The 23,281-nt window shown below is 71.5% G+C and carries 18 protein-coding genes and 1 pseudogene; 14 read left to right on the forward strand and 5 right to left on the reverse strand.

Annotated features, from left to right (window positions below; genetic code table 11):
• Positions 1-59: 59 nt before the first annotated feature.
• Genes ACFVIM_RS12170 through sdhC form a run of 4 tightly spaced genes read right to left on the reverse strand, consistent with a single transcriptional unit; the run spans position 60 to position 3,460 of the window.
• Positions 60-818: a succinate dehydrogenase iron-sulfur subunit gene (locus tag ACFVIM_RS12170; RefSeq protein WP_384300603.1), complete on the reverse strand. Its 759-nt coding sequence runs from the start codon at positions 816-818 to the stop codon at positions 60-62.
• Positions 818-2,572: a succinate dehydrogenase flavoprotein subunit gene (gene sdhA / locus ACFVIM_RS12175; protein WP_384300604.1), complete on the reverse strand. Its 1,755-nt coding sequence runs from the start codon at positions 2,570-2,572 to the stop codon at positions 818-820. The genes ACFVIM_RS12170 and sdhA overlap by 1 nt, the downstream gene beginning before the upstream one ends.
• Positions 2,573-2,591: 19 nt before the next feature.
• Positions 2,592-3,071: a succinate dehydrogenase hydrophobic membrane anchor subunit gene (locus ACFVIM_RS12180; protein ID WP_384300605.1), complete on the reverse strand. Its 480-nt coding sequence runs from the start codon at positions 3,069-3,071 to the stop codon at positions 2,592-2,594.
• An 8-nt stretch (positions 3,072-3,079) separates the two neighbouring features.
• On the reverse strand, positions 3,080-3,460 hold the full coding sequence (gene sdhC, locus ACFVIM_RS12185) for a succinate dehydrogenase, cytochrome b556 subunit (RefSeq protein ID WP_384300606.1): 381 nt from the start codon (positions 3,458-3,460) through the stop codon (positions 3,080-3,082).
• Between the two features lie 601 nt (positions 3,461-4,061).
• Here sdhC and ACFVIM_RS12190 point away from each other — a divergent pair.
• From ACFVIM_RS12190 to ACFVIM_RS12255, 14 genes and pseudogenes are all read left to right on the forward strand, one after another.
• Entirely contained in the window at positions 4,062-5,702 is a 1,641-nt protein-coding gene (locus tag ACFVIM_RS12190) for a glycoside hydrolase family 20 protein (RefSeq protein WP_384300607.1), read from the forward strand.
• A 409-nt stretch (positions 5,703-6,111) separates the two neighbouring features.
• Positions 6,112-6,762, forward strand: coding sequence for a hypothetical protein (locus ACFVIM_RS12195; RefSeq protein ID WP_384300608.1), 651 nt, complete (start codon positions 6,112-6,114; stop codon positions 6,760-6,762).
• 483 nt (positions 6,763-7,245) lie between these two features.
• A pseudogene (locus tag ACFVIM_RS12200) lies at positions 7,246-8,030 on the forward strand (RNA polymerase sigma factor).
• Complete coding sequence (locus ACFVIM_RS12205) at positions 8,030-9,250, forward strand: hypothetical protein (RefSeq protein WP_384300609.1); 1,221 nt, start codon at positions 8,030-8,032, stop codon at positions 9,248-9,250. Before ACFVIM_RS12200 ends, ACFVIM_RS12205 begins: the two are co-directional and overlap by 1 nt.
• Positions 9,251-9,578: 328 nt before the next feature.
• Positions 9,579-11,168, forward strand: coding sequence for a methylmalonyl-CoA mutase (locus ACFVIM_RS12210; RefSeq protein ID WP_384300610.1), 1,590 nt, complete (start codon positions 9,579-9,581; stop codon positions 11,166-11,168).
• A gap of 109 nt (positions 11,169-11,277) precedes the next feature.
• The gene (gene leuE / locus ACFVIM_RS12215) at positions 11,278-11,940 is read left to right on the forward strand and encodes a leucine efflux protein LeuE (protein ID WP_384300611.1); all 663 of its coding nucleotides are present in this window, start codon (positions 11,278-11,280) and stop codon (positions 11,938-11,940) included.
• Positions 11,941-12,205: 265 nt separating this feature from the next.
• Complete coding sequence (locus ACFVIM_RS12220) at positions 12,206-13,423, forward strand: amidohydrolase (RefSeq protein ID WP_384300625.1); 1,218 nt, start codon at positions 12,206-12,208, stop codon at positions 13,421-13,423.
• A 747-nt stretch (positions 13,424-14,170) separates the two neighbouring features.
• Positions 14,171-15,220: a BMP family protein gene (locus ACFVIM_RS12225; protein WP_384300612.1), complete on the forward strand. Its 1,050-nt coding sequence runs from the start codon at positions 14,171-14,173 to the stop codon at positions 15,218-15,220.
• A 227-nt stretch (positions 15,221-15,447) separates the two neighbouring features.
• Positions 15,448-17,121 carry an ABC transporter ATP-binding protein gene (locus ACFVIM_RS12230; protein ID WP_384300626.1) on the forward strand — a complete coding sequence of 558 codons (1,674 nt, stop codon included), beginning with the start codon at positions 15,448-15,450 and terminating at the stop codon, positions 17,119-17,121.
• On the forward strand, positions 17,118-18,230 hold the full coding sequence (locus tag ACFVIM_RS12235) for an ABC transporter permease (protein ID WP_384300613.1): 1,113 nt from the start codon (positions 17,118-17,120) through the stop codon (positions 18,228-18,230). Before ACFVIM_RS12230 ends, ACFVIM_RS12235 begins: the two co-directional genes overlap by 4 nt.
• On the forward strand, positions 18,227-19,513 hold the full coding sequence (locus tag ACFVIM_RS12240) for an ABC transporter permease (protein ID WP_384300614.1): 1,287 nt from the start codon (positions 18,227-18,229) through the stop codon (positions 19,511-19,513). Before ACFVIM_RS12235 ends, ACFVIM_RS12240 begins: the two co-directional genes overlap by 4 nt.
• Positions 19,510-19,905 carry a cytidine deaminase gene (locus ACFVIM_RS12245; protein WP_384300615.1) on the forward strand — a complete coding sequence of 132 codons (396 nt, stop codon included), beginning with the start codon at positions 19,510-19,512 and terminating at the stop codon, positions 19,903-19,905. The genes ACFVIM_RS12240 and ACFVIM_RS12245 overlap by 4 nt, the downstream gene beginning before the upstream one ends.
• A 96-nt stretch (positions 19,906-20,001) precedes the next feature.
• Positions 20,002-21,279 carry a thymidine phosphorylase gene (locus ACFVIM_RS12250; protein WP_384300616.1) on the forward strand — a complete coding sequence of 426 codons (1,278 nt, stop codon included), beginning with the start codon at positions 20,002-20,004 and terminating at the stop codon, positions 21,277-21,279.
• A gap of 663 nt (positions 21,280-21,942) precedes the next feature.
• Complete coding sequence (locus tag ACFVIM_RS12255) at positions 21,943-22,269, forward strand: STAS domain-containing protein (protein WP_384300617.1); 327 nt, start codon at positions 21,943-21,945, stop codon at positions 22,267-22,269.
• 10 nt (positions 22,270-22,279) lie between these two features.
• On the opposite strand, the gene ACFVIM_RS12260 is transcribed toward ACFVIM_RS12255, so the two are convergent.
• On the reverse strand, positions 22,280-23,260 hold the full coding sequence (locus ACFVIM_RS12260) for a sigma-70 family RNA polymerase sigma factor (RefSeq protein ID WP_384300618.1): 981 nt from the start codon (positions 23,258-23,260) through the stop codon (positions 22,280-22,282).
• Positions 23,261-23,281 lie beyond the last annotated feature (21 nt).

Here is a 23,281-nt window from a genome sequence, read left to right on the forward strand (position 1 = left end):
CCCCAGTCCTCGGGGGAGGGGCACCGGGCCCGTCGGTCCGCCGGGTCGGCGGCCAGGGATCAGAAGCGGCGCGTGATCAGCGCCCGCTTCACCTCCTGGATCGCCTTGGTGACCTCGATGCCACGCGGGCAGGCGTCGGTGCAGTTGAAGGTGGTACGGCAGCGCCAGACGCCGTCCTTGTCGTTCAGGATCTCCAGCCGCTGCTCACCGGCCTCGTCACGCGAGTCGAAGATGAAGCGGTGGGCGTTGACGATCGCGGCGGGGCCGAAGTACTGACCGTCGTTCCAGAAGACCGGGCAGGACGTGGTGCACGCGGCGCACAGGATGCACTTGGTGGTGTCGTCGAAGCGCTCCCGGTCCTCCGCCGACTGGCGGCGCTCACGGGTGGGCTCGTTGCCGGTGGTGACCAGGAAGGGCATCACGTCCCGGTACGCCTGGAAGAACGGCTCCATGTCCACGACCAGGTCCTTGAGGACCGTCAGGCCCTTGATGGCCTCGACCGTGATCGGCTTCTCCGGGTTGAGGTCCTTGATCAGCGTCTTGCAGGCGAGCCTGTTCTTGCCGTTGATCCGCATCGCGTCGGAGCCGCAGATGCCGTGGGCGCAGGAGCGGCGGAAGGTGAGGGTGCCGTCGACGTCCCACTTGATCTTGTGGAGACCGTCGAGCACCCGCTCCTTCGGGTCGATCTCGATCTGGAAGTCCTCCCAGACCGCGTGCTCCGAGATCTCCGGGTTGAAGCGGCGGATCCGGAAGGTGACCGTGATGTAAGGGGAGGCCGCTGCCTCGGCCTCGACCGTGTCCATGACGGGAGTAGCCATCAGTACTTACGCTCCATCGGCTGGTAGCGGGTCTGGACGACGGGCTTGTAGTCGAGCCGGACGGTCTCGGTGCCGTCGTCGCCGACCTCGCGGTACGCCATGGTGTGGCGCATGAAGTTGACGTCGTCGCGGTTGGGGTAGTCCTCGCGGTAGTGACCGCCGCGGGACTCCTTGCGGGCCAGCGCCGAGACGGCCATGACCTCGGCCAGCTCCAGCAGGTTGCCCAGCTCGATGGCCTCCAGCAGATCGGTGTTGAACCGCTTGCCCTTGTCCTGGATCGACACGTTCTTGTAGCGGGCGCGCAGCTCGGCGATCTTCTCGACGGCCGTCTTGATGGTCTGCTCGGTACGGAAGACCATGACGTTGGCGTCCATGGTCTCCTGGAGCTCGCGGCGGATCTCGGCCACCCGCTCGGTGCCGGTGGACTCGCGCAGCTGCTCGACCTGCTCCTCGACGAAGGCGGCCGGGTTCTCCGGCAGCTCGACGTAGTCGCTCTTGGCGGCGTACTCGGCGGCGGCGATGCCCGAGCGACGGCCGAAGACGTTGATGTCCAGCAGCGAGTTGGTGCCGAGGCGGTTGGCGCCGTGCACGGAGACACAGGCGACCTCACCGGCCGCGTACAGGCCCGGGACGACGGTGGTGTTGTCCGAGAGGACCTCACCCTCGACGTTGGTCGGGATGCCGCCCATGGCGTAGTGCGCGGTCGGCTGGATCGGGATCGGGTCCGTGTAGGGCTCGATCCCGAGGTAGGTCCGCGCGAACTCGGTGATGTCGGGCAGCTTGGCGTCGAGCTGCTCCGGCGGCAGGTGGGTGAGGTCGAGGTAGACGTGGTCGCCCTCGGGGCCACAGCCACGGCCCTCGCGGATCTCGGTGTAGATCGAGCGCGAGACGACGTCACGCGAGGCGAGGTCCTTCATGACGGGCGCGTACTTCTCCATGAAGCGCTCGCCGTCCTTGTTGCGCAGGATGCCGCCCTCGCCGCGGGCGCCCTCCGTGAGCAGGATGCCCATGCGCCAGATGCCCGTCGGGTGGAACTGGAAGAACTCCATGTCCTCCAGCGGCAGCCCGCGCCGGTAGCAGGCGGCCTGGCCGTCACCGGTGAGGGTGTGGGCGTTGGAGGTCACCTTGAAGAACTTGCCGGTGCCGCCGGAGGCGTAGATCACGGCCTTCGCCTGGAAGATATGGATCTCGCCGGTGGCCAGCTCGTAGGCGATGACACCCGCGGAGTGCTTGACGCCGTCGACCTCGGTGATCAGCTGGTCCAGGACGTAGAACTCGTTGAAGAACTCCACGCCCTCCTTGACGCAGTTCTGGTACAGCGTCTGGAGGATCATATGACCGGTACGGTCGGCCGCGTAGCAGGAGCGGCGGACCGGCGCCTCGCCGTGGTTACGGGAGTGACCGCCGAAGCGGCGCTGGTCGATGGTGCCGTCCGGGGTCCGGTTGAACGGCAGACCCATCTTCTCCAGGTCGAGGACGGCGTCGATGGCCTCCTTCGCCAGGATCTCGGCGGCGTCCTGGTCGACCAGGTAGTCACCGCCCTTGACCGTGTCGAAGGTGTGCCACTCCCAGTTGTCCTCCTCCACGTTGGCCAGCGCGGCGGCCATGCCGCCCTGCGCGGCGCCCGTGTGGGAGCGGGTGGGGTAGAGCTTGGTCAGCACCGCGGTCCGGCTGCGCTTGGTGGCCTCGATGGCCGCGCGCATACCCGCGCCGCCGGCGCCGACGATGACGGTGTCGTACTTGTGGATCTTCATTGGTTCGTCAGCCCCGGCTCTAGCGGATGTTCGGGTCGAAGGTGAAGATCACCAGCGTGCCCAGCAGGATGGTGAACACCGTGGCGGTGTACAGCAGGCCCTTGAGCCACAGCCGCGTGTTCGGCCGCTCGGCGTAGTCGTTGATGACGGTACGCAGGCCGTTGGCGCCGTGCAGCATGGCCAGCCAGAGCATCAGCAGGTCCCAGACCTGCCAGAACGGGGACGCCCAGCGGCCCGCCACGAAGGCGAAGCCGATCTTGGAGACACCGCCGTCCAGCACGAGCTGGATGATCAGGTGACCGATGACCAGGACGACCAGCACCACGCCGGACAGGCGCATGAAGAGCCAGGCGGCCATCTCGAAGTTGCCGCGGGTGGAGCGCGGGGTCTTGCCCGTGCGCTTGCGCGGGGCCTCGATGACCGGGGCGGGGTTGTCCACGTCGTAGACGGTGGCGGCGCCCTCGACGGGGCCGATGGCGGAAGTGGTGTCAGCAGACATGTCCGGCGTCAGCTCCCGAAGACTTCGCGTGCGGCGTGGCCGAGCACGGGGTAGAGCGCGCCCGCCATCAGGACGACCCAGACACCCACGACGGTCCAGAGCATCTGCTTCTGGAAGCGCGGGCCCTTGGACCAGAAGTCCACGGCGATGACACGCAGGCCGTTGAGCGCGTGGAACAGGACGGCGGCGACGAGGCCGTACTCCAGCAACGCGACGAGCGGCGTCTTGTAGACGGCTACGACCTTGTCGTAGTCCTCGGGTGAGACACGGACGAGAGCGGTGTCCAGGACATGGACGAACAGGAAGAAGAAGATGAGGACGCCGGTGACTCGATGAGCCACCCAGGACCACATACCTTCCCGGCCGCGGTACAACGTTCCAGCCGGCACGGAAGAACCCTCCGGGAGCGGGGACTGGGGCCTGCCGGCTTGCGTGGTCGGTCGGCCCGGCCGGGTACGGTCCACCGGCCCCGGCCATCGTAGCGACGACTTGTCGGTTCGCTCGCTCGGGGTCCACCGGTGTGATCAAACAGGCAATCAAACAGCCTCGGACGGGCTAGAGCACCGGGCCGGTGGCATGGGTTTCGGCCATTCCGGCCCGCCCTGCGCCCCGATATGTCCACCCTGCCTGAATCATCCCTTTGTCGGGCCCCTCCCCTGACCCCCCTGCCATCCGGCCCTCCCGCCCGGCCCTGCCCCGGGCCGGACGGCCCCCGCCGCCCGGTTCACGGGAACCCGCTCCCCGGGCCGGCGGCTTTCCCACCCGTGTGCCCACGGCCTCCGGGCGCGTCGGCGGTGGGCCGGGCCCACGGCGAGGCGCGGCCCGCGGGGAGGGCGCGGGGCGCGGCGGGCCGGGGCGCGTCCGGGCGCGTCCCGGGGGAGGGGCGGCCACAGCGTGGCGCGCGGGACGGGACAGCGCCCCCCGGAGGGTGGTGGACGATAGGGGAGATGGTTCGTCGGCTTTCTTCCCCCCATGGGAGGTTTCCGAGTGATGCCCCACCCCGCCCCCCTCCTCCCCGCCCTCCCCGCCCTCGCCCTCTCCCTCCTGCTCACCGCCTGCTCCACCACCGGCCCGGCGGACGGCGGCGCTCCCGCGAGCGGCGACCGTACCGGCGAGCGCGCCCGCGACCGTACGGGCACGGTGATCGCGGCCCCCAGCGTCCCGGGCGCCTCCACCACCCGCCCCTCACCCGAACGGACGTATCCGCTCTCGTCGGCGCCCGCGACCGTCCCCTCCGTACGGACGCACGAGGCGGCCCGTGGCCCCGGCTGGCGTCCCGGGTCCGGCGCGGGAGTCGTGGTGGCGGCGGGCGGGGCGGCCCTCGTGGATGAGGCGCGGCTGATCGCCCGGGAGCTGGGCCTCGGCTACCGGGGTTCGGCCGCCGCCCGCGCGGGGGATGTGGAGCTGGCCCTGGCGCCCGCGCAGCCGGGCGGCCCGGAGTCGTACACGATCACCGCCCGGGACGGCCGGGTGCGGATATCCGGCCCCGACCAGGCAGGTGTCTTCTATGGCACCCGGACGCTGAAGCAGGCGGTCCGGTCCGGCGGCGCGATGCCGGAGGGGGTGGTCCGGGACCGCCCCGACCGGCCGCAGCGCGGGCTGATGGTGGACATCGCGCGCAAGTCCTTCCCGGCGGGCTGGATCGAGGACCGGCTGCGGACCATGGCCGATCTCAAGCTCAACCAGCTGGGACTGCACTTCTCCGATGACCAGGGTTTCCGGATCGCGTCCCGGACCCACCCCGAGGTGGTCTCCGCCCAGCACCTCAGCCAGGCCGAGGTGCGCCGGATCCTGGCGCTGGCCGCGTCCCTGCACATCACCGTCATCCCCGAGATCGACTCGCCGGGGCATCTCGGCGCGGTGCTCGCCGCCCATCCGGGGCTGCGGCTCAAGGACTCCTCGGGACGGGTGGTCCCGGGCGCGATCGACATCGGCGACCCGGCGTCGGCCCGGCTGGTGGACGAACTGCTGCGGGAGTACGCGGGACTGTTCCCCGGACGCTGGTGGCATCTGGGCGGCGATGAGTACCAGGCGCTGACCCGCCGGAACCCGGAGGCGTCGTTCCCGGAGCTGGCGGCGCTCGCCCGGCGCGAGTTCGGGCCCGACGGCCGGGTGCAGGACCTGGCGACCGCGTGGATCAACGACCGCGCCGATGTGCTCCGCCCCGACGGCCGGGTGCTCAAGGCGTGGAACGACGGGTTCTTCCGGGGTGGCCGGGTCGCCGTCGCGAAGGACATCGAGGTCGAGTACTGGACCGGCAAGGAGTTGGGGGCCCGGCCGCCGGAGGAGTATCTGGCGGAGGGCCGCCCGGTGGTGAACGTCAACGACGAGTACCTCTACTACGTGCTCGGTGAGCCCCATGACTTCACCTATCCCACCGGGCGGCGGATCTACGAGGAGTGGACTCCGCTGGTGCTGCGCGGCACCCGGCCGGTCCCGGCCCGCTACTCCGGGCAGATCCTCGGCGGCCGGTTCGCCATCTGGTGTGACCGGGCGGGCGCCCAGACTCCGGAGCGGATCGCGGCGGGCATCGCCCTGCCGCTCGCGGCGACCGCGCAGAAGGTGTGGGACCCCCGGCCGCCCGCCCGGAGCTGGCCGGAGTTCCAGACCCTGGCCCGAACGGTGAGGTGATGCGCGGCAGGGGGGTGCGGTGTGAGTCCGCCCGGGGGCGCGCGGACTCACACCGCCCACCGGGACTCCCGGGGCCACCGGAAGGGGCCGCGCGCGGGATTCCAGGTCCGTGGAAGGTAGCAGAAATATGGCGCAAATGTGAGGGTGTGGAGGGTAGTTGGAGGAAACCCCTCTACTTGCGACGTCGGGCATGGTTGGGGGAGCGTGAGCGGAACCATGGCGACCGGTGCCGCTCAGGGGGTATTTTGCGCCAAGCGGCCCAAGTGTCCGGCCGGGGAACTCCTCTGTCAGCCTTGGGAGAAGCGGTTCTGCCCGGATGTGTGGCACTACGGGATTGAGCCAAGGGCGTGGGCCGTACACGGGGATGGATCTCCGGGTACGGGACGGTGCGTCGCGAGGGGAGGCGTCGATGACGTCGGGATGCCTGAGAGAACTGATCGCACACGCGGACGATCGAGGGCTCGCCGCCAGCGGCCTCGGCTGTCTGGAACGGTGTCTGCCACCGCATGAGATAGGCGCCGGAGCGCTGCGCGGACTGTGGACGGCCGTGGCGAAGGAGCCACAGGAGTGGCCGGACCGGCTGGCCGCCGCCCAGCGGGAACTGGCGGCGGACCCCGTCGACGGCGCCCCGGCCGACACCGACACCGACACCGATGCCGGTATCGAGGGCGACGGCCCCGACGCGGCCACCGCCCTCGTACGGGAACTGCTCGCCGCCGCGCCCACCGTCTGGGCGGCGGGCCCGCTGCGCACATGGGCCGAGGAGTGCTCGGCGGCCGCGCTCACCCTCCACCACCGCTTCGACGCGGGCTCCGGAGCGGACGGGACCGGCGGTGCGGAGCCGCCGGAGGCCGCCGAGGTGGTCGAGGGCTGTCGCGAGGGCCACCCGGCCGGGGCGGGACCGCTGGTCACCGGGGAGCTGCGGCGCCAGATACGCACCCTGGAGATCCTCGCCGACCCCGAACTCGGGACCGGGCTGCGGCCCGTGCTCACGGTGGCCGCCGAGGGGCAGCGGGTGCTGCGCGCGGCCGTGTCGCGCCGGGCCAGGGTCCGGCACTGACGCCATGCGCCGGATGACACGGCCGGGCGCGGATGACGCGCGGGTCCGGCGGCGCGGGAGGCGCGGGGCGCGTGGTGTGCGCGGAGTGCCACGGGGGTCTGGCTGTCCGGGTGTCGGGTTCGGCGCTCGCGCGCCGTGGCAGACGGGTCGGGACGGGCGCCAGGACGGGTGTCGGAACGGGTGTCGGAACGGCTGCCGGGACAGGCGCCGGTACAGGTGTCGGGGCGCGCGTCATGACACGAGACGACCGGGGTCGCCACCCCCCACAGGAGAGACCCCGGTCGCCGTGGTGCGGGGTCGCGGTGCGCCCCCGTACTTCACTCAGCGCCGGGTACGCGATTTCTGTCACACCGGGAGGCGGCCGCATATTGTTGCATGTTGTACAAACCATGGACGCGGCCCGTCGGTACGTCGTAGCGTGCTGACTCGCACAGGGGGCGCGCGGCAGTGGTGACCGGCCGCGGATCTGAACGGGTTGAGGTAGTGCTGGGGGACGACGCGGAGCTGACGGCCGCTGTGCTCGCGGCTCAGAACGGGGACGAGAGCGCCTTCCGTGCTGTGTACCGCGCGGTGCACCCGCGGCTCCTCGGCTATGTCCGCACCCTCGTGGGTGAGCCGGACGCCGAGGACGTCACCTCGGAGGCATGGCTCCAGATCGCTCGTGACCTGGAGCGTTTCAGTGGTGACGCGGACCGGTTCCGGGGCTGGACCGCCCGGATAGCGCGCAACCGGGCGCTCGACCACATCCGGACCCGTGGCCGCCGTCCGGCCGTCGGCGGGGACGAGAGCGAACTGACCGGGCGTCCCGCCGCCTCCGACACGGCGGACGAGGCGATGGAGGCCCTCTCCACCGGTTCCACCATGGCGCTGATCGCCCAGTTGCCCCAGGACCAGGCCGAGGCCGTGGTGCTCCGGGTCGTTGTCGGGCTGGATGCCAAGAGCGCGGCCAAGACGCTCGGCAAGCGGCCCGGCGCCGTCCGTACCGCCGCTCACCGGGGGCTCAAGCGGCTGGCGGAGTTGCTGGGCGCCGACGATCCGGAGGATGAACCGGCCCCCGCCAGTCATCCGGAATATTCCAATCCGGTCTCTGGGGCGTACGGTGCGGACGGCGCCGACGCGGACACTCCCCTCACGGGCGCCGCCCCCGCCGACCCTGGCGTGGACCTGAACGGCGTTCCTCCGCAACGTGTTCGCCGCGTACAACAGCCCGTGCCACGGAGTCGGCCGGTGTGACGCGGACACCGTTGCGGACGCAGAAGGACATGTGATGGGCGATGAGCGGTACGACTGGCTTGACAGGTCTACGGCGGAGAAGCTCCTGCGCGGTGAACCGGTCGAAACCCCCGACGAACGCACCCGTCTCCAGGCCGCCCGCCTCGGCCACGCGCTGAGCCGGACGGCCCACCCGGACCCGGATCCCGCCGTCGATCCCGGGACCCCGCTCCCCGGGGAGGCCGCCGCCATGGCCGCCTTCCGCGCCGCCCGGGAGTCATCGGCCGCCGACCGTGCCGCCGCCGGTACCGAGGACGGGACGACGGCGCCGGCCGACGGCGGTCTGGCGCTCGGTCTCGTCCAGCTGGCGCGCCAGCCGCGCCGACGCCCCGGCGCCCGCCTCGGCGGCACGATGCGCTTCGCCACGCTCTCCGCCGTCGCCGTCTTCACCTTCGGCGGGGTCGCCGTGGCGGCCACGTCCGGGCTGCTGCCCTCGCCCTTCGACCAGCGGGAGCCCGCCGGGTCGACGGTCGTGGCCACCGCCCCCTCCGCCGGGCGGAGCGAGAGCCCCCATCCCCCGGGGTCGGGCCCGACGACGGACGGCTCCCCGGGAGCGCCCATCCCGGCCGAGACGACGGGACTCCCGGGCGCCTCCACCCCGGCCGCGACCAGACCGGGGGAGCGCCGTGGCAAGGACCCCCGGAGATGGGGCATCTACAACAAGCTGATGTCGTCCTGCCAGGCGTACCGGGCCCGGACGCTCGACCCGGTGGACGCGGAGTGGCTGGAGGCGGTGGCCCGGGGGCCGGAGAAGATCCCCGGCTTCTGTGACCGGCTGCTCAGCGGCGGCGGATACGGCTGGGGGCCGGGCCGTGGCGGGGACAAGGGCGGACCGGGCCGCCGGGGCCGTGGCGCGGGCCAGGAGGAGAACGGCTCGCCGGGCGAGCGGGGCGAGCGGAACCCGGGAAGCCAGGGCCACCAGCACGGCAAGGACAGCAAGAACGGCAAGGACAGCAAGGACAGCAAGGGAGACAAGGACGGCGGCAAGGGAGGTGACACGGGCGGTGTCACCGGCCAGGCGCCGGGCGCCTCCGCGCCGCCGGAGCGGATACCCTCCGGCGCCGGGTCGCGGCCCTCCCGGGAACCGTGGCGTCCGGCGCCCGGCGGTGCCGGTGTCACCGAGGGCGGCGGTGCCATCACGATCGGCGGCCGCCTCCCCTCCCGCCCGGACCCCTCCTCCCCTCCGTCGGCGCTTCCCGTACTCCCCGTCCGGTGACCCGCGCCCATCCGTCCACCCTGCGGTACGAGGGTTTCCAAAGCCCGTTTGACCAGCGGTTTCGTGGGTGTGACCGGCCCGGTGTGACGTTTCTGGGCGCCGTGGCGCAGTACTGAGTGAGCCGACTGGTCATCGGCTGCGCCAGAAGCCGGGGTTCCCCCCGTACCTACGGCTTGGCGCGTTTGGCGCGGGCGGGTCACGTTCCCCCGGTCCCGCCCGCGCCCCTTCTCCTCCTCCGTACGCTCTCCGTGCCTGTGCTGTCCTGAACCTCCCGTATGCCCGCGTCCGTCGCATGATGGAGGGACGCGGAAGCGGAGGCAGGAGAGCCATGGCGGGTGAGTCCGAGTCGGGGGTGCCCATCGAGCCGGTCTACGGTCCGTCCGCGCTGACCGGCTGGGATCCGATGGAGCGGCTGGGCGAGCCGGGCGCGTACCCCTTCACCCGCGGGGTGCACCCGACGATGTACACCGGACGGCCCTGGACGATGCGCCAGTACGCGGGATTCGGCACCGCCGCCGAGTCCAACGCCCGCTATCGCTCGCTGATCGCCCACGGGACCACCGGGCTCTCCGTCGCCTTCGACCTGCCGACCCAGATGGGGTACGACTCGGACGCGCCGCTCGCCCGGGGCGAGGTCGGCCGGGTCGGGGTCGCCATCGACTCCCTGGACGACATGCGCGAGCTGTTCGACGGGATCCCGCTGGAGACCGTCTCCACCTCGATGACGATCAACGCGCCCGCCGCGCCGCTGCTGCTTCTGCTCCAGCTCGTCGCGGAGGAGCGGGGCGTGGCCGGGGAACGGCTGACCGGGACCACCCAGAACGACATCCTGAAGGAGTACATCGCCCGGGGCACCTATATCTTCCCGCCCCGGCCCTCGCTGCGGCTGGTCGCCGACCTCTTCGCGTACTGCCGGAGCGAGCTGCCGCGCTGGAACACCATCTCCATCTCCGGCTACCACATGGCGGAGGCGGGGGCGACGGCCGTGCAGGAGGTGGCGTTCACCCTGGCCAACGGGGTGGAGTACCTCCGTACGGCGCTCGCGGCGGGGATGGAGGTGGACGCGTTCGCGCCCCGGCTGTCGTTCTTCTTCGTGGCGCGGACCACCCTGCTGGAGGAGATCGCGAAGTTCCGGGCCGCGCGGCGGATCTGGGCCCGGCTGACCCGCGAGGAGTTCGGCGCCGAGGACCCGCGCTCCTGGAAGCTGCGGTTCCATACCCAGACGGCGGGGGTGCAGCTCACCGCGCGCCAGCCCGAGGTCAATGTCGTCCGGGTCGCCGTCCAGGCGCTCGCCGCCGTCCTCGGCGGCACCCAGTCCCTGCACACCAACGCCTTCGACGAGGCCCTCGCCCTGCCCACCGAACGCTCGGCCCGGCTGGCGCTGCGGACCCAGCAGGTCCTGGCGTACGAGAGCGATGTGACGGCGACCGTCGACCCCTTCGCCGGGTCGTACGCGATCGAGCGGCTGACGGACGAGGTGGAGACGGCGGTCCTGGCGCTGATGCGGCGGGTGGAGGAGTACGGCGGTGCCGTGAGCGCCATCGAGCACGGCTTCCAGAAGGCCGAGATCGAACGGAACGCCTACCGGATCGCCCGCGCGACCGAGGCGGGCGAACGGGTCGTGGTCGGGGTGAACCGCTTCACCGTGGCCGAGGAGGAGCCCTACCAGCCGCTCCGGCTCGACCCCGCGATCGAGGAGCGCCAGCGCGCCCGCCTCGCCCGGCTGCGCGCCGAACGCGACCCCGCCGCCGTCGCCGGTGCCCTCACCGCCCTGCGCGCCGCCGCCGCGACCACGGCGAACGTGCTTCCGCCGATGAAGGAGGCGCTGCGGGCGCGGGCCACGGTCGGGGAGGTGTGCGGGGCCCTGCGGGAGCTGTGGGGAAGCTACGAGCCATACGGGCCGGGGGAGGCGTGGTGAGGGTGGCGTCCGGGGGCCGGTGCTCGCGTCCCCGCGCCCGGCTGAGGCGTACGTCCCACTTGTGAATACTCACGATCGAATGTCGTATCTGTGTGCGAGACTCCCACGCATGCTGGGTGTCACGGATCTCTCGACCTACTTCGCGGGCCTCGTCCTGATCGTCCTGCTGCCCGGGCCCAACTCGCTCTATGTGCTCTCGGTGGCGGCCCGGCGCGGGGTGCGCCCGGGGTTCACCGCCGCCTCGGGGGTCTGGGTCGGCGACGCCGTCCTGATGGTGCTGTCGGCGGCGGGTGTGGCCTCCCTGCTCCAGGCCAACGCGTTCCTCTTCGGGATCGTGAAGTACGTCGGCGCGGGCTATCTCACCTGGATGGCGATCGGTATGATGCGCGCGGCCTGGTCGCTCTGGCGCACCCGGCGCGAGCAGCCCGGCGACCAGGCGGCCCCGGCGGCCCCGGCGGCCGAGGGCCCGGTGGAGCGCCCCTTCCGGCGCGCCCTGGTGATCAGTCTGCTGAACCCGAAGGCGATCCTGTTCTTCGTGGCCTTCTTCGTTCAGTTCGTGGACCCGGCCTATCCGCACCCGGCGCTGTCGTTCCTGCTGCTGGGCACCCTCGCCACGCTGGTCAGCGTGGTCTATCTGACCGTACTGATCTTCACCGGCACCCATCTCGCCGAGGCCTTCCGCCGTCGTAGGAGGCTGTCGGCGGGAGCGACCTCGGCCGCGGGGGCGCTCTTCCTGGGCTTCGCGGTGAAGCTCTCCCTCACCAGCGCCTAACTCGCTGTTCACGGGCGGTCCTGGGTGGTCACGGGCCACCCTCCGGGGGTGGAGCGCTCCTCCGGCGGGAGGAGAACCGGGCCGCACTCGAAACGCGCAGGTCATCGCGGAGCGGTACGGTCAAAAAGAGGCGTGATTCTACCCACAGCGGTCGGTAATCATGCATCTCGCGCCCACTTTTCCTTCCCCTAACGGGTTGAACTTTTGTTGATCAGTGGTCAGTTGACCCCCTTCCGGGCCTACCCTTCAAAAGGTGAACCAACTGATGTCCCGCGAGTCCGCCGCCGCCCTGCCCGGGAGCATCGTTCTGCCCGGCACCCTCACCGAGCCGCTCCGTAGTGAGCTGATCGCCTTCCGCCGCGATCTCCATATGCACCCCGAGCTGGGCAACCAGGAATTCCGTACGACCGCCGCGGTCAAGGCGCGCCTGGAGCGCGCCGGTCTCGCGCCGCGCGTGCTGGGCGGCGGCACCGGACTCGTCTGTGACATCGGCACCTGGGACGGGGTCCGTCCGCTGCTGGCGCTCCGTGCCGACCTCGACGCGCTGCCCATCCCCGACACCAAGACCGGGGTCCCCTACCGCTCCACCGTGCCCGACCGCGCCCACGCCTGCGGCCACGACGTCCACACCACCGTGGTGCTGGGCGCCGGACTGGTCCTGGCCGACCTCGACCGGCGCGGACTGCTGCCCCAGCCGGTACGGCTGGTCTTCCAGCCCGCCGAGGAGATCCTGCCCGGCGGAGCGCCCGACGCCATCGAGTCCGGGGTGCTGGACGGAGTCGGCAAGATCGTCGCGGTCCACTGCGACCCCCGGGTCGACGCGGGCCGCATCGGACTCAGGCACGGGCCGATCACCTCCGCCTGCGACCGGCTGGAGATCACCCTCTCCGGGCCCGGCGGCCACACCGCGCGCCCCCACCTCACCACCGACCTCGTCACCGCCGCCGCCAAGGTGGTCACCGAGGTCCCCGCACTGCTCGCCCGCCGGGTGGACGCCCGCGCCGGACTCGCCCTGACCTGGGGCCGCATCGCGTCCGGGCACGCCTGCAACGTCATCCCCCAGCACGCCGAGCTCTCCGGGACCGTGCGCTGCCTGGACCTGCCCAGCTGGCGCTCCGCCCCCGACCTGGTCCACGCGGCGATCGACGAGGTCGCCACGCTGCACCGGGCCAAGACGGAGATCAACTACGTACGCGGGGTCCCCCCGGTCGTCAACGACCCCGTTGTCACCGAACTCCTGCGGGCCGCCCAGACCGCGCGCCTGGGCGCCGACGCGATCGAGGACACCGAGCAGAGCCTGGGCGGGGAGGACTTCTCCTGGTACCTGGAGCATGTGCCCGGCGCGATGGTCCGGCTCGGAGTGCGGACGCCGGGCGAGCCGACCACGCGCGATCTGCACCGGGGTGACTTCGATGTCGACGAGGCCGCGATCCAGACCGGCGTCGAACTCTTCACCGCCACCGCCCTCCTCCCCGCCCCCTGACCCCTCTGCCCCGCCTGCGGGCACGCGGGGGTCCCGCCCCCGTTGTGCCCACGGCGTCGCGCGGCCGCCACGGCGATCCCCACCGCTTGTGGGCACGGGTTCCACCTGCTTGTGGGCAGGCGTTCCGCCCGGGGCGATGGGAGTACCCCCGGCCGAAGGCTGGGGTGGGGGCACCTCCCAGGCGCAGGCCTGGGGGAGGGTGGGCACAAGCGCACCACCCGGGTACCGGGCCCGGTCGCCCCGGCTCCTGCCGGACAGGCCCACGCGCCGGGGCGAGACCCTTGCGGGGTACGTACCCGAGGTGCGGGCCTCAGCGGGGTCCCGTAGGCCGGGGTACGGGTCCGTGGCCGGGTGGGGCCGGGTTCGGGGCTGGGCGGGAGGGGACGCCTGCCCGGCAGGGGGTTCCCGTGTGCCCACCCGTTCCGCCTTGCGGAACGCCTGCCCACACGAGGGGCGGAACCCGTGCCCGCACGGGCCGGGCCCGGCGGGCCGCGAGGGGCCCGGCCCGCGAGAAGGGCGCGCTCCCCGTGCCGCCACGGGGGCGTGGGGCCCCGGCCCACGGAAGGGCGCGGCCCCCACCTCGTACCACCCAGCGTGAGCGCCCCCGCACAGCCGTGTAAACCGCTTCGCGACGATCCGATAACGACTACTGAACGGGTCTTTAACTGACATCTACGCGCGTTACGATCGCCGCGAAACCAGCGCCGGAAGAGGCGCTTTCGGTCAGTCTCGAAGGGACCCCTCCTCTTGCGCCGGGTATCCAAGATCACTGCCGCGTGTGTTGCGACCGCGGCCCTCGCCCTGACCGCCACCGCGTGTGGTGAGTCCTCCACCGAGCCGTCGAGCGGCGGCACCGAGTCCGGTGGCAAGCTGAAGATCGGTATGGCCTACGACGTCGGCGGCCGTGGCGACAACTCCTTCAACGACTCCGCCGCGCGCGGCCTGGACAAGGCCAAGTCCGAGCTGGGTGCCGAGACCAAGGAGCTGACCGCCAAGCACGGCGAGACCCCCGCCGACCGTGAGGCGCGGCTGGCGGCTCTCGCCGAGGGCGGGTTCAACCCGGTCATCGGTGTCGGCTTCGCGTACAAGGACTCGATCGACAAGGTCGCGCCCAAGTTCCCGAAGACCACCTTCGGCCTGGTCGACTCGGTCTCCGACGTCAAGAACGTCGACAGCATCGTCTTCACCGAGGAGCAGGGCTCCTACCTCGCGGGTGTCGCCGCCGCGCTGAAGTCCAAGACCGGCAAGATCGGCTTCATCGGCGGTGTGGACCTTCCGCTGATCAAGAAGTTCGCCGCGGGCTTCCAGCAGGGCGTCAAGGAGACCAACCCGAAGGCCAGCGTCCAGATCCAGTACCTGACCACGGGTACGGACCTCTCCGGCTTCGGCAGCCCGGACAAGGGCCGCGCCGCCGCGCAGGGCATGCTCGACAAGAACATCGACGTGGTCTACGCGGCCGCGGGCGGTTCCGGCGCGGGCGCCATCGAGGCCGTCGCCGCCAAGAAGGGCACCTGGGCCATCGGTGTCGACTCCGACCAGGCCAAGGACCCGGCGCTGTCGAAGTACGCGGGCTCGATCCTGACCTCGGTGGTCAAGAACGTCGACACCGGCGTCTTCGAGCTGGCGAAGTCCGTCAAGGACGGCAAGCCGATCACGGGTGTCCACACGTACTCCCTGGCCGAGGACGGTGTCAGCCTGACCACCACGGGCAACCACCTCACCGACATCCAGGGCAAGCTGGACGAGGCGAAGAAGAAGATCGTCGACGGCCAGATCAAGGTCCAGTCCACCCTCTGACCGGATCGTCCGTCCGGGGCCCGGTGAGATCGGCCGCTGTGCCGCTCCTGCCGGGCCCCGGTGTACGTCGGCCCCCACCGTCTCCGCGGTACTCCAACGATTTGGTGGCGCTACGCGCGTAGTCCCCTCGGTCGCGCGGTAGTTTTCGCCACCATCGCCTCTGCTCGTCCGCTCCCTGCCCTGGAGAGTGCGCCATCAAAGCGTCCAGCAGTCCGCACGCCGTAGAGCTGCGCGGCATCACCAAACGATTCCCCGGCGTCGTGGCCAACCACGACATCGACATCACCGTGGCCCGCGGTACCGTGCACGCCCTCGTGGGGGAGAACGGCGCGGGCAAGTCCACCCTGATGAAGATCCTCTACGGCATGCAGAAGCCGGACGAGGGCACGATCGCCATCGACGGCGAGCAGGTCTCCTTCGGCAACCCCGGTGACGCCATCGCCCGGGGCATCGGCATGGTGCACCAGCACTTCATGCTCGCCGACTACCTCACGGTGCTGGAGAACGTGGTCCTCGGCTCGGAGAAGCTGTACGGGATCGGTGACCGCGCCCGCGCCAAGATCAAGGAGATCTCGGACACCTACGGGCTCAACGTCCGCCCCGATGTCCTCGTGGAGGACCTCGGGGTCGCCGACCGCCAGCGGGTGGAGATCCTCAAGGTCCTCTACCGGGGCGCGCGCACGCTGATCCTGGACGAGCCGACCGCCGTCCTGGTCCCCCAGGAGGTCGACGCCCTCTTCGACAACCTGCGGGAGCTGAAGGCCGAGGGCCTGACCGTCATCTTCATCTCGCACAAGCTCGGTGAGGTGCTCTCCGTCGCCGACGAGATCACGGTCATCCGCCGGGGGACGACGGTGGGCACCGCCGACCCCGCCTCCACCACGCCCAAGCAGCTCGCCGAGCTGATGGTCGGCAGCGAGCTGCCCTCGCCCGAGACCCGTGAGTCCACGGTCACCGACGTACCGATGCTCACCGTCACGGGCCTGCGGCTGACCGCGACCGACCCCGACGGCGTGGTGCGCGCGGTCCTGGACGGCATCGACTTCACCATCCACAAGGGCGAGGTCCTCGGCATCGCCGGAGTGGAGGGCAACGGCCAGTCCGAGCTGGTCGAGGCCGTCATGGGCATGCGGACCCTGGACACCGGCGCGGTCACCCTGGACGGCGACGACATCACCCACACGCCCACACGCAAGCGGCGCGAGGACGGGATGGCCGTCATCCCCGAGGACCGCCACCGCCACGGTCTCCTGCTGGAGGCGCCGCTGTGGGAGAACCGGATCCTCGGCCATGTCACCGAGAGGCCCAACAGCAAGGGCCCGATCCTCGACCTCAAGGCGGCCCGCGCCGACACCGAGCGGATCGTGCGCGAGTACGACGTGCGCACCCCCGGTATCGAGGTCACCGCGGCCTCCCTCTCCGGCGGCAACCAGCAGAAGCTGATCGTCGGCCGGGAGATGAGCCATGACCCCAAGCTGCTGATCGCCGCCCACCCCACCCGGGGTGTGGACGTCGGCGCCCAGGCGCAGATCTGGGACCAGATCCGCGCGGCGCGCCGGGAGGGTCTCGCGGTGCTGCTGATCTCGGCCGACCTGGACGAGCTGATCGGCCTCTCGGACACCCTGCGGGTGATGTACCGGGGCAAGCTGGTCGCCGACGCCGACCCGGCCGCGATCACCCCCGAGGAGCTGGGCTCGGCGATGACCGGCGCGGCCAGCGGCCATCTGGAGGCCGACGAGCCGTACCACCCCGGCGACGACGGCTCCACGGCGGCGCGCACGGACGCGGCCCCCGACGCGCCCGCGTCGGCCGAGGCCGGGAACGGCCCCCGCGACGAGCCCGGGTCCGCTCCCCGCAACGAACCCCGTAACGAGCCCCGGAACGGGGATGAGGACCGATGAAGAAGTTCGACAAGGAGCGCCTGCTCCTGGGCCTGGCGGCGCCCCTGCTCGCGATCGTGGTCGCGTTCCTGGTCACCGCCCTGGTGCTGGCCGCCACCGGCAAGGAGCCGTTCAACGCCTTCGCCATCATGTTCGACTACGGTTCGAAGTCGGACAGCCAGGTCTACATCCTCAACAAGGCCACCACCTACTACCTCGCGGGCATCGCGGTCGCCATCGGCTTCCGGATGAACCTGTTCAACATCGGTGTGGACGGCCAGTACCGGCTCGCGGCCTTCTTCGCCGCCGCCCTCGGCGGCGCGCTGACCCTGCCCGGCCCGGTGCAGATCCCGCTGATCATCCTCTGCGCCATGATCGTCGGCGCGATGTGGGCCGGTATCGCCGGTCTGCTCAAGGTCACCCGGGGTGTCAGCGAGGTCGTCTCCACGATCATGCTGAACGCCATCGCCACCGCGATCATCGGCTACCTCCTCCAGGAGGGCCGCCTCGGCCATCTGGACGAGGCCGGGACCAAGGTCTCCACCCAGCCCATCCCGGAGTCCGCCCACTTCTTCGAGTTCCCGACCACCCCCGACCCCGTCTGGGGCTTCATCGTGGTCGCGATCCTCGCGGGCATCGGCTACTGGTTCACCCTCTCCCGCACCCGCTTCGGCTTCGACCTGCGGACCGTCGGCCAGTCCGGCTCCGCCGCCGAGGCCAGCGGTGTCAACGTCAAGCGCATGGTCGTGACCTCCATGCTGATCTCCGGCGCCATGGCCGGACTGGTCGGTATGCCGACGCTGCTCAACGACTCCTACGAGTACAGCGGCGACTTCCCGGTCGGCATCGGCTTCACCGGTATCGCCATCGCCCTGCTCGGCCGCAACCACCCCGTCGGCATCGCGCTCGGCGCGCTGCTGTGGGCGTTCCTGGAGCGCGGCAGCGGCCAGCTCGAATTCGAGGGCTACGACAAGGAGATCGTCGGCGTCATCCAGGGTGTCATCGTCCTCTGTGTCGTCATCGCCTACGAGGTCGTGCGCCGCTACGGCCTCAAGCGCCAGCAGCGGCAGGTCGGCGCCAAGCTCGCCGCCCAGGCCCGTAACTCCGACAAGCAGGAGGTGTCGGCGTGAGTGCCACGGCGACTTCGACTCCGCCGCCCGCGGCCCCCAAGGTCGGCGGCAAACCGGGACGCACCCGGCTCACCTTCCCGGTCGTCCTGCTGATCATCGCGGGCGCGCTGCTCGCCCTGTCGGCGGTACGCGCCATCACCGGCGCGCAGGACATCACCTCCTCCGGCCAGATCAGGGCCGCGCTGTCGATGGCCGTGCCGATCGGCCTCGCCGGACTCGGCGGACTGTGGGCCGAGCGCGCGGGCGTGGTCAACATCGGCCTTGAGGGCATGATGATCCTCGGCACCTTCTTCGGTGCCTGGGCGGGCTGGCAGACCAACCCGTGGATCGGTGTCCTCGCCGGTGTCCTCGGTGGCATGTTCGGCGGTCTGCTGCACGCGCTGGCCACGGTCACCTTCGGCGTGGACCACATCATCTCCGGCATCGCGATCAACATCCTGGCGCTCGGTGTCACCACCTATCTCGCCAAGCTCTGGTTCAACACCTCCGAGGCGCTCGCCAAGGGCGGCAGCCCCAAGCAGTCACCGCCATCCGACGACATCGCCACCGTCACCGTCCCCGGGCTCGCCGACGGACTGAGCTGGATCGAGAAGAAGGACCTCTTCTTCGTCTCCGACGTGGCCGGGATCCTCGGCGGACTGGTCACCGATGTCTCACTGCTGACGATCGTGGCGGTACTGCTCTTCGTCATGACCTTCGTGGTCCTGTGGAAGACCGCGTTCGGTCTGCGGCTGCGCTCCTGCGGTGAGAACCCGATCGCCTCGGAGTCGCTGGGCGTCAACGTCTACAAGTACAAGTACATCGCCGTCATCGTCTCCGGCGGTATGGCGGGCCTCGGCGGCGCCTTCCTCTCCCTGGTCACCTCGCATATCTACAACGAGGGCCAGACCGGCGGCCGGGGTTACATCGGCCTCGCGGCGATGATCTTCGGTAACTGGCGGCCGGGCGGCCTCGCCGCGGGCGCCGGACTCTTCGGCTTCGCCGACGCGCTCCAGCTCCGCAACGGCGGCCAGTCCGTGCACGCCCTGCTCCTGCTGCTGGTCGTGATCCTCGTCGGCCTCGCGATCTGGAAGTTCTCCCGCAAGAGCTTCCTGCCGGCCGCGATCAGCGCGGGCATCGCCGCGGGCGTCCTGGTCTGGTACCTCGGTACGGACACCGTCCCGACCGAGTTCGTCACCGCCACCCCGTACGTGGTCACGCTGCTGGTCCTCTCGCTCTCCGCGCAACGTCTGCGGATGCCGAAGGCCGACGGTATGAGGTACCGCAAGGGCCAGGGCAAATGACCCTCGCCCCGGCCGGCTGGGAGGCCCTGCGGGAGCGGGCGCGCGCCGCGATGGCGCGCGCGTACGCCCCGTACTCCGGCTTCCCGGTCGGCGCGGCCGCCCTGGTCGACGACGGCCGCACGGTCACCGGCTGCAATGTGGAGAACGCCTCCTACGGCCTCTCCCTGTGCGCCGAGTGCGGTCTCGTCTCCGAGCTGCACGCCACCGGCGGCGGACGGCTGACCCACTTCGTCTGCGTCGACCGCGAGGGCGCCGTCCTCGTCCCCTGCGGCCGCTGCCGTCAGCTGCTGTACGAGTTCGGGGGCGCCGAGCTGCTGATCGACACCCCCCAGGGGATCGTCCCGCTCGCGGGGATACTGCCCCAGCCGTTCGGCCCGCAGCACCTGGCCTGACACCCCACGGCCCTCCCGCCCCGCGCGGGAGGGCCGCTTGCGTACGCTCGTATCTCCGCGCGTAGAGCGTGGAAGAACCACCACAGGAGGAATGCCATGGACGTCATCTCCGTCATCCGCGCCAAGCGCGACCGCGGCGAGCTGACCGGCGAACAGATCGACTGGGTCATCGACGCCTACACCCGGGGCGTGGTCGCCGATGAGCAGATGTCGGCGCTGGCGATGGCGATCCTGCTCAACGGCATGAACCGCGCCGAGATCGCCCGCTGGACCGCCGCGATGATCGCCTCGGGTGAGCGGATGAGCTTCGAGACCCTCTCCCGGCCCACCGCCGACAAGCACTCCACCGGCGGCGTCGGCGACAAGATCACCCTGCCGCTGGCGCCGCTCGTCGCCGCCTGCGGCGCGGCCGTGCCCCAGCTCTCCGGCCGCGGCCTCGGCCACACCGGCGGCACCCTCGACAAGCTGGAGTCCATCCCCGGCTGGCGCGCCCTGCTCTCCAACGAGGAGATGCTCCACGTCCTCGACACCACCGGCGCCGTGATCTGCGCGGCGGGCGACGGACTCGCCCCTGCCGACAAGAAGCTGTACGCGCTCCGCGATGTCACCGGCACCGTCGAGGCCATCCCGCTGATCGCCTCCTCCATCATGTCCAAGAAGATCGCCGAGGGCACCGGCTCCCTCGTCCTCGATGTCAAGGTCGGCAGCGGCGCCTTCATGAAGACCATCGAGGACGCCCGCGAACTGGCCACCACGATGGTCGCCCTCGGCACCGACAGCGGGGTGCGCACCACCGCCCTCCTCACCGATATGTCCACCCCGCTCGGGCTCACCGCGGGTAACGCCCTGGAGGTCCGCGAATCCGTCGAGGTCCTCGCCGGAGGCGGGCCCGCCGACGTGGTGGAGCTGACCCTGGCGCTCGCCCGCGAGATGCTCGACTCGGCCGGGCTCCCGGACGCCGACCCGGCCAGGGCCCTCGCCGACGGCTCCGCGATGGACGTATGGCGCCGCATGATCTCCGCCCAGGGCGGCGACCCGGACGCCACGCTGCCCACCGCGCGTGAGCACCATGTCATCACCGCCCCGGCCACCGGCGTCCTCACCCGCCTCGACGCCTACGATGTCGGCGTCGCCGCCTGGCGCCTCGGCGCCGGGCGCGCCCGCAAGGAGGACCCGGTGCAGGCCGGCGCGGGCGTGGAACTGCACGCCAAGCCGGGGGAGACGGTGACCGAGGGCCAGCCGCTGCTGACGCTCCACACCGACACCCCCGAGCGCTTCGACTACGCCCTCTCCGCCCTGACCTCGTCCTTCGACATCGCCCCTCCCGCCACCCCCTTCACCCCCACCCCCCTCCTCCTCGACCGCATCTCCTGACCCCACCCGGGCGACGATCCCCACCTCTGCGCCCGGTTTCCACACCCTTGTGGGCCTGGGTTCCCACCGCTTGTGGGCACGGGTTCCGCCCGGGGCGATGGGGGTACCCCCGGCCGAAGGCTGGGGTGGGGGCACCTCCCAGGCGCAGGCCTGGGGGAGGGTGGGCACAAGCGCACCACCCGGATGCCGGGCCCGGCCGCCCCGGCCCCTGCTGGACAGGCCCCCGCACCGGGGCGTGACCCTGCGGGGTACGGACACGAGGTGCGGCCCTCAGCGGGGTCCGGCGCGCGGGGGGTGCGGACCGCTGCCGGGTAGGCCGGGTTCGGGGCTGGGTGACGGGAACGCCTGCCCGGGAGGGGGTTCCCGTGTGCCCACCCTCCCCCAGGCCTGCGCCTGGGAGGTGCCCCCACCCCAGGCCTGCGCCTGGGAGGTGCCCCCACCCCAGGCCTGCGTCTGGGAGGTGCCCCCACCTCAGGCCTGCGTCTGGGAGGTGCCCCCACCCCAGGCCTGCGTCTGGGGGACTTCGGCCGGGGACCCCCATCGCCCCGCGGCACGCCTGCCCACATGGGGGGCGAGCGGGGCGCACCCCGGGCGCGGGCTGCCCCGCAAGCGACGGGCGCCCGCCCCGGCAGGGCGGAAGGGTGGCCCGCAGGGGCGTGGGCGATGAGTTCCCCGCAGGCGCGCGGTCACTGTGACGTGGACACTCAAACCATCGTCGTCCGTATCACCGGCCGCCTCACCCCGGCAGACGCGCGACTCCTCTGCTCCCACCTCCGCACCCGTCTGGAGAACACCTCCGTGACCGAGGTGATCGCGGACGTCAGCGCCCTGACGCCCGCCGATCTCTCCACAGTCGACGCCCTGGCCCGGCTGAGCCTGACCGCCCGCCGCGCGGGCTGCGAGCTGCGGCTGGGCCAGGCCCCCCAGCGGCTGCGCGGGCTGCTGGACCTGGTGGGTCTGGGTCTGGAGGACGGCCCGCGTGGGTCCTGACCGCCGGGACCTACGCGGGCAGCCGCTCCGGCAGGTCGAAGAGCGGGAACCACCGCTCGGTGTCGAGGAAGGAGTTGATCCCCGCGATCTTGCCGTCGCGGATCTCCATCACCATCAGTGCCCAGGGCGTGTGCCCGTCGCCGTCGTCCGCCGCGTGGTAGTGGGCGAACGCGGGCATCCCGTTCGCCACGGTCGGTACGAGCCGTGAGCCACGGCAGACCGAGCCGACGCCGAGCATCCAGCCCACGATGTTCTCGTGGCCCTGGAGCCAGAGGTCGTAGGGCGGCATGGAGAGCGTGGCGTCGTCATGGAGCACGGCGGTCAGCGCCTCCATGTCATAGCCCTCGAAGGCCGCGACATAGCGCTCCAGCAGCTCGCGCTGTTCCTCGTCGAGGGGGTTGTCGGTCTCGGCGCCGGCGGGCGGGGTCTCCGCCAGGGTCGCCCTGGCCCGCTGGAGGGCGCTGTTGACCGAGGCGACCGTGGTGTCGAGGAGTTCCGCGACCTCCTGGGCCTTCCAGGCCAGGACCTCGCGGAGGATCAGTACCGCCCGCTGCTTGGGCGGGAGGCGGTGGAGCGCGGCGACGAACGCCAGCCGGATCGACTCGCGCTCGACGGCCCGCTCGGCCGGGTCCACCACGGACGACAGCACCCGCCCGTCGGGCACCGGTTCCAGCCAGGTGGCCTCGGGGCGGGCGTTCAACTGGGCCTGGGCGACGGGTGTCGGGGCCGACAGGTCCATCGGGCGGGCCCGGCGCCCGTTGGCGTTCAGCATGTCGAGACAGACGTTCGTCGCGATCCGGTAGAGCCAGGACCTCAGCGACGAACGTCCCTCGAACTTCTCGATGTTGCGCCAGGCACGCACCAGCGTGTCCTGGACGGCGTCCTCCGCCTCGAACGGAGAGCCCAGCATCCGGTAGCAGTATCCGGTCAGCTCCCGGCGGTACCGCTCCAGTTCGGCCTCGTGCCGCTCGGTCGTCACCACATCCGCCATCGGTCCACCCCTGTCGGCCCC

Source organism: Streptomyces sp. NPDC057638 (genome assembly GCF_042800315.1).
In the GTDB taxonomy this organism is placed as follows: domain Bacteria; phylum Actinomycetota; class Actinomycetes; order Streptomycetales; family Streptomycetaceae; genus Streptomyces.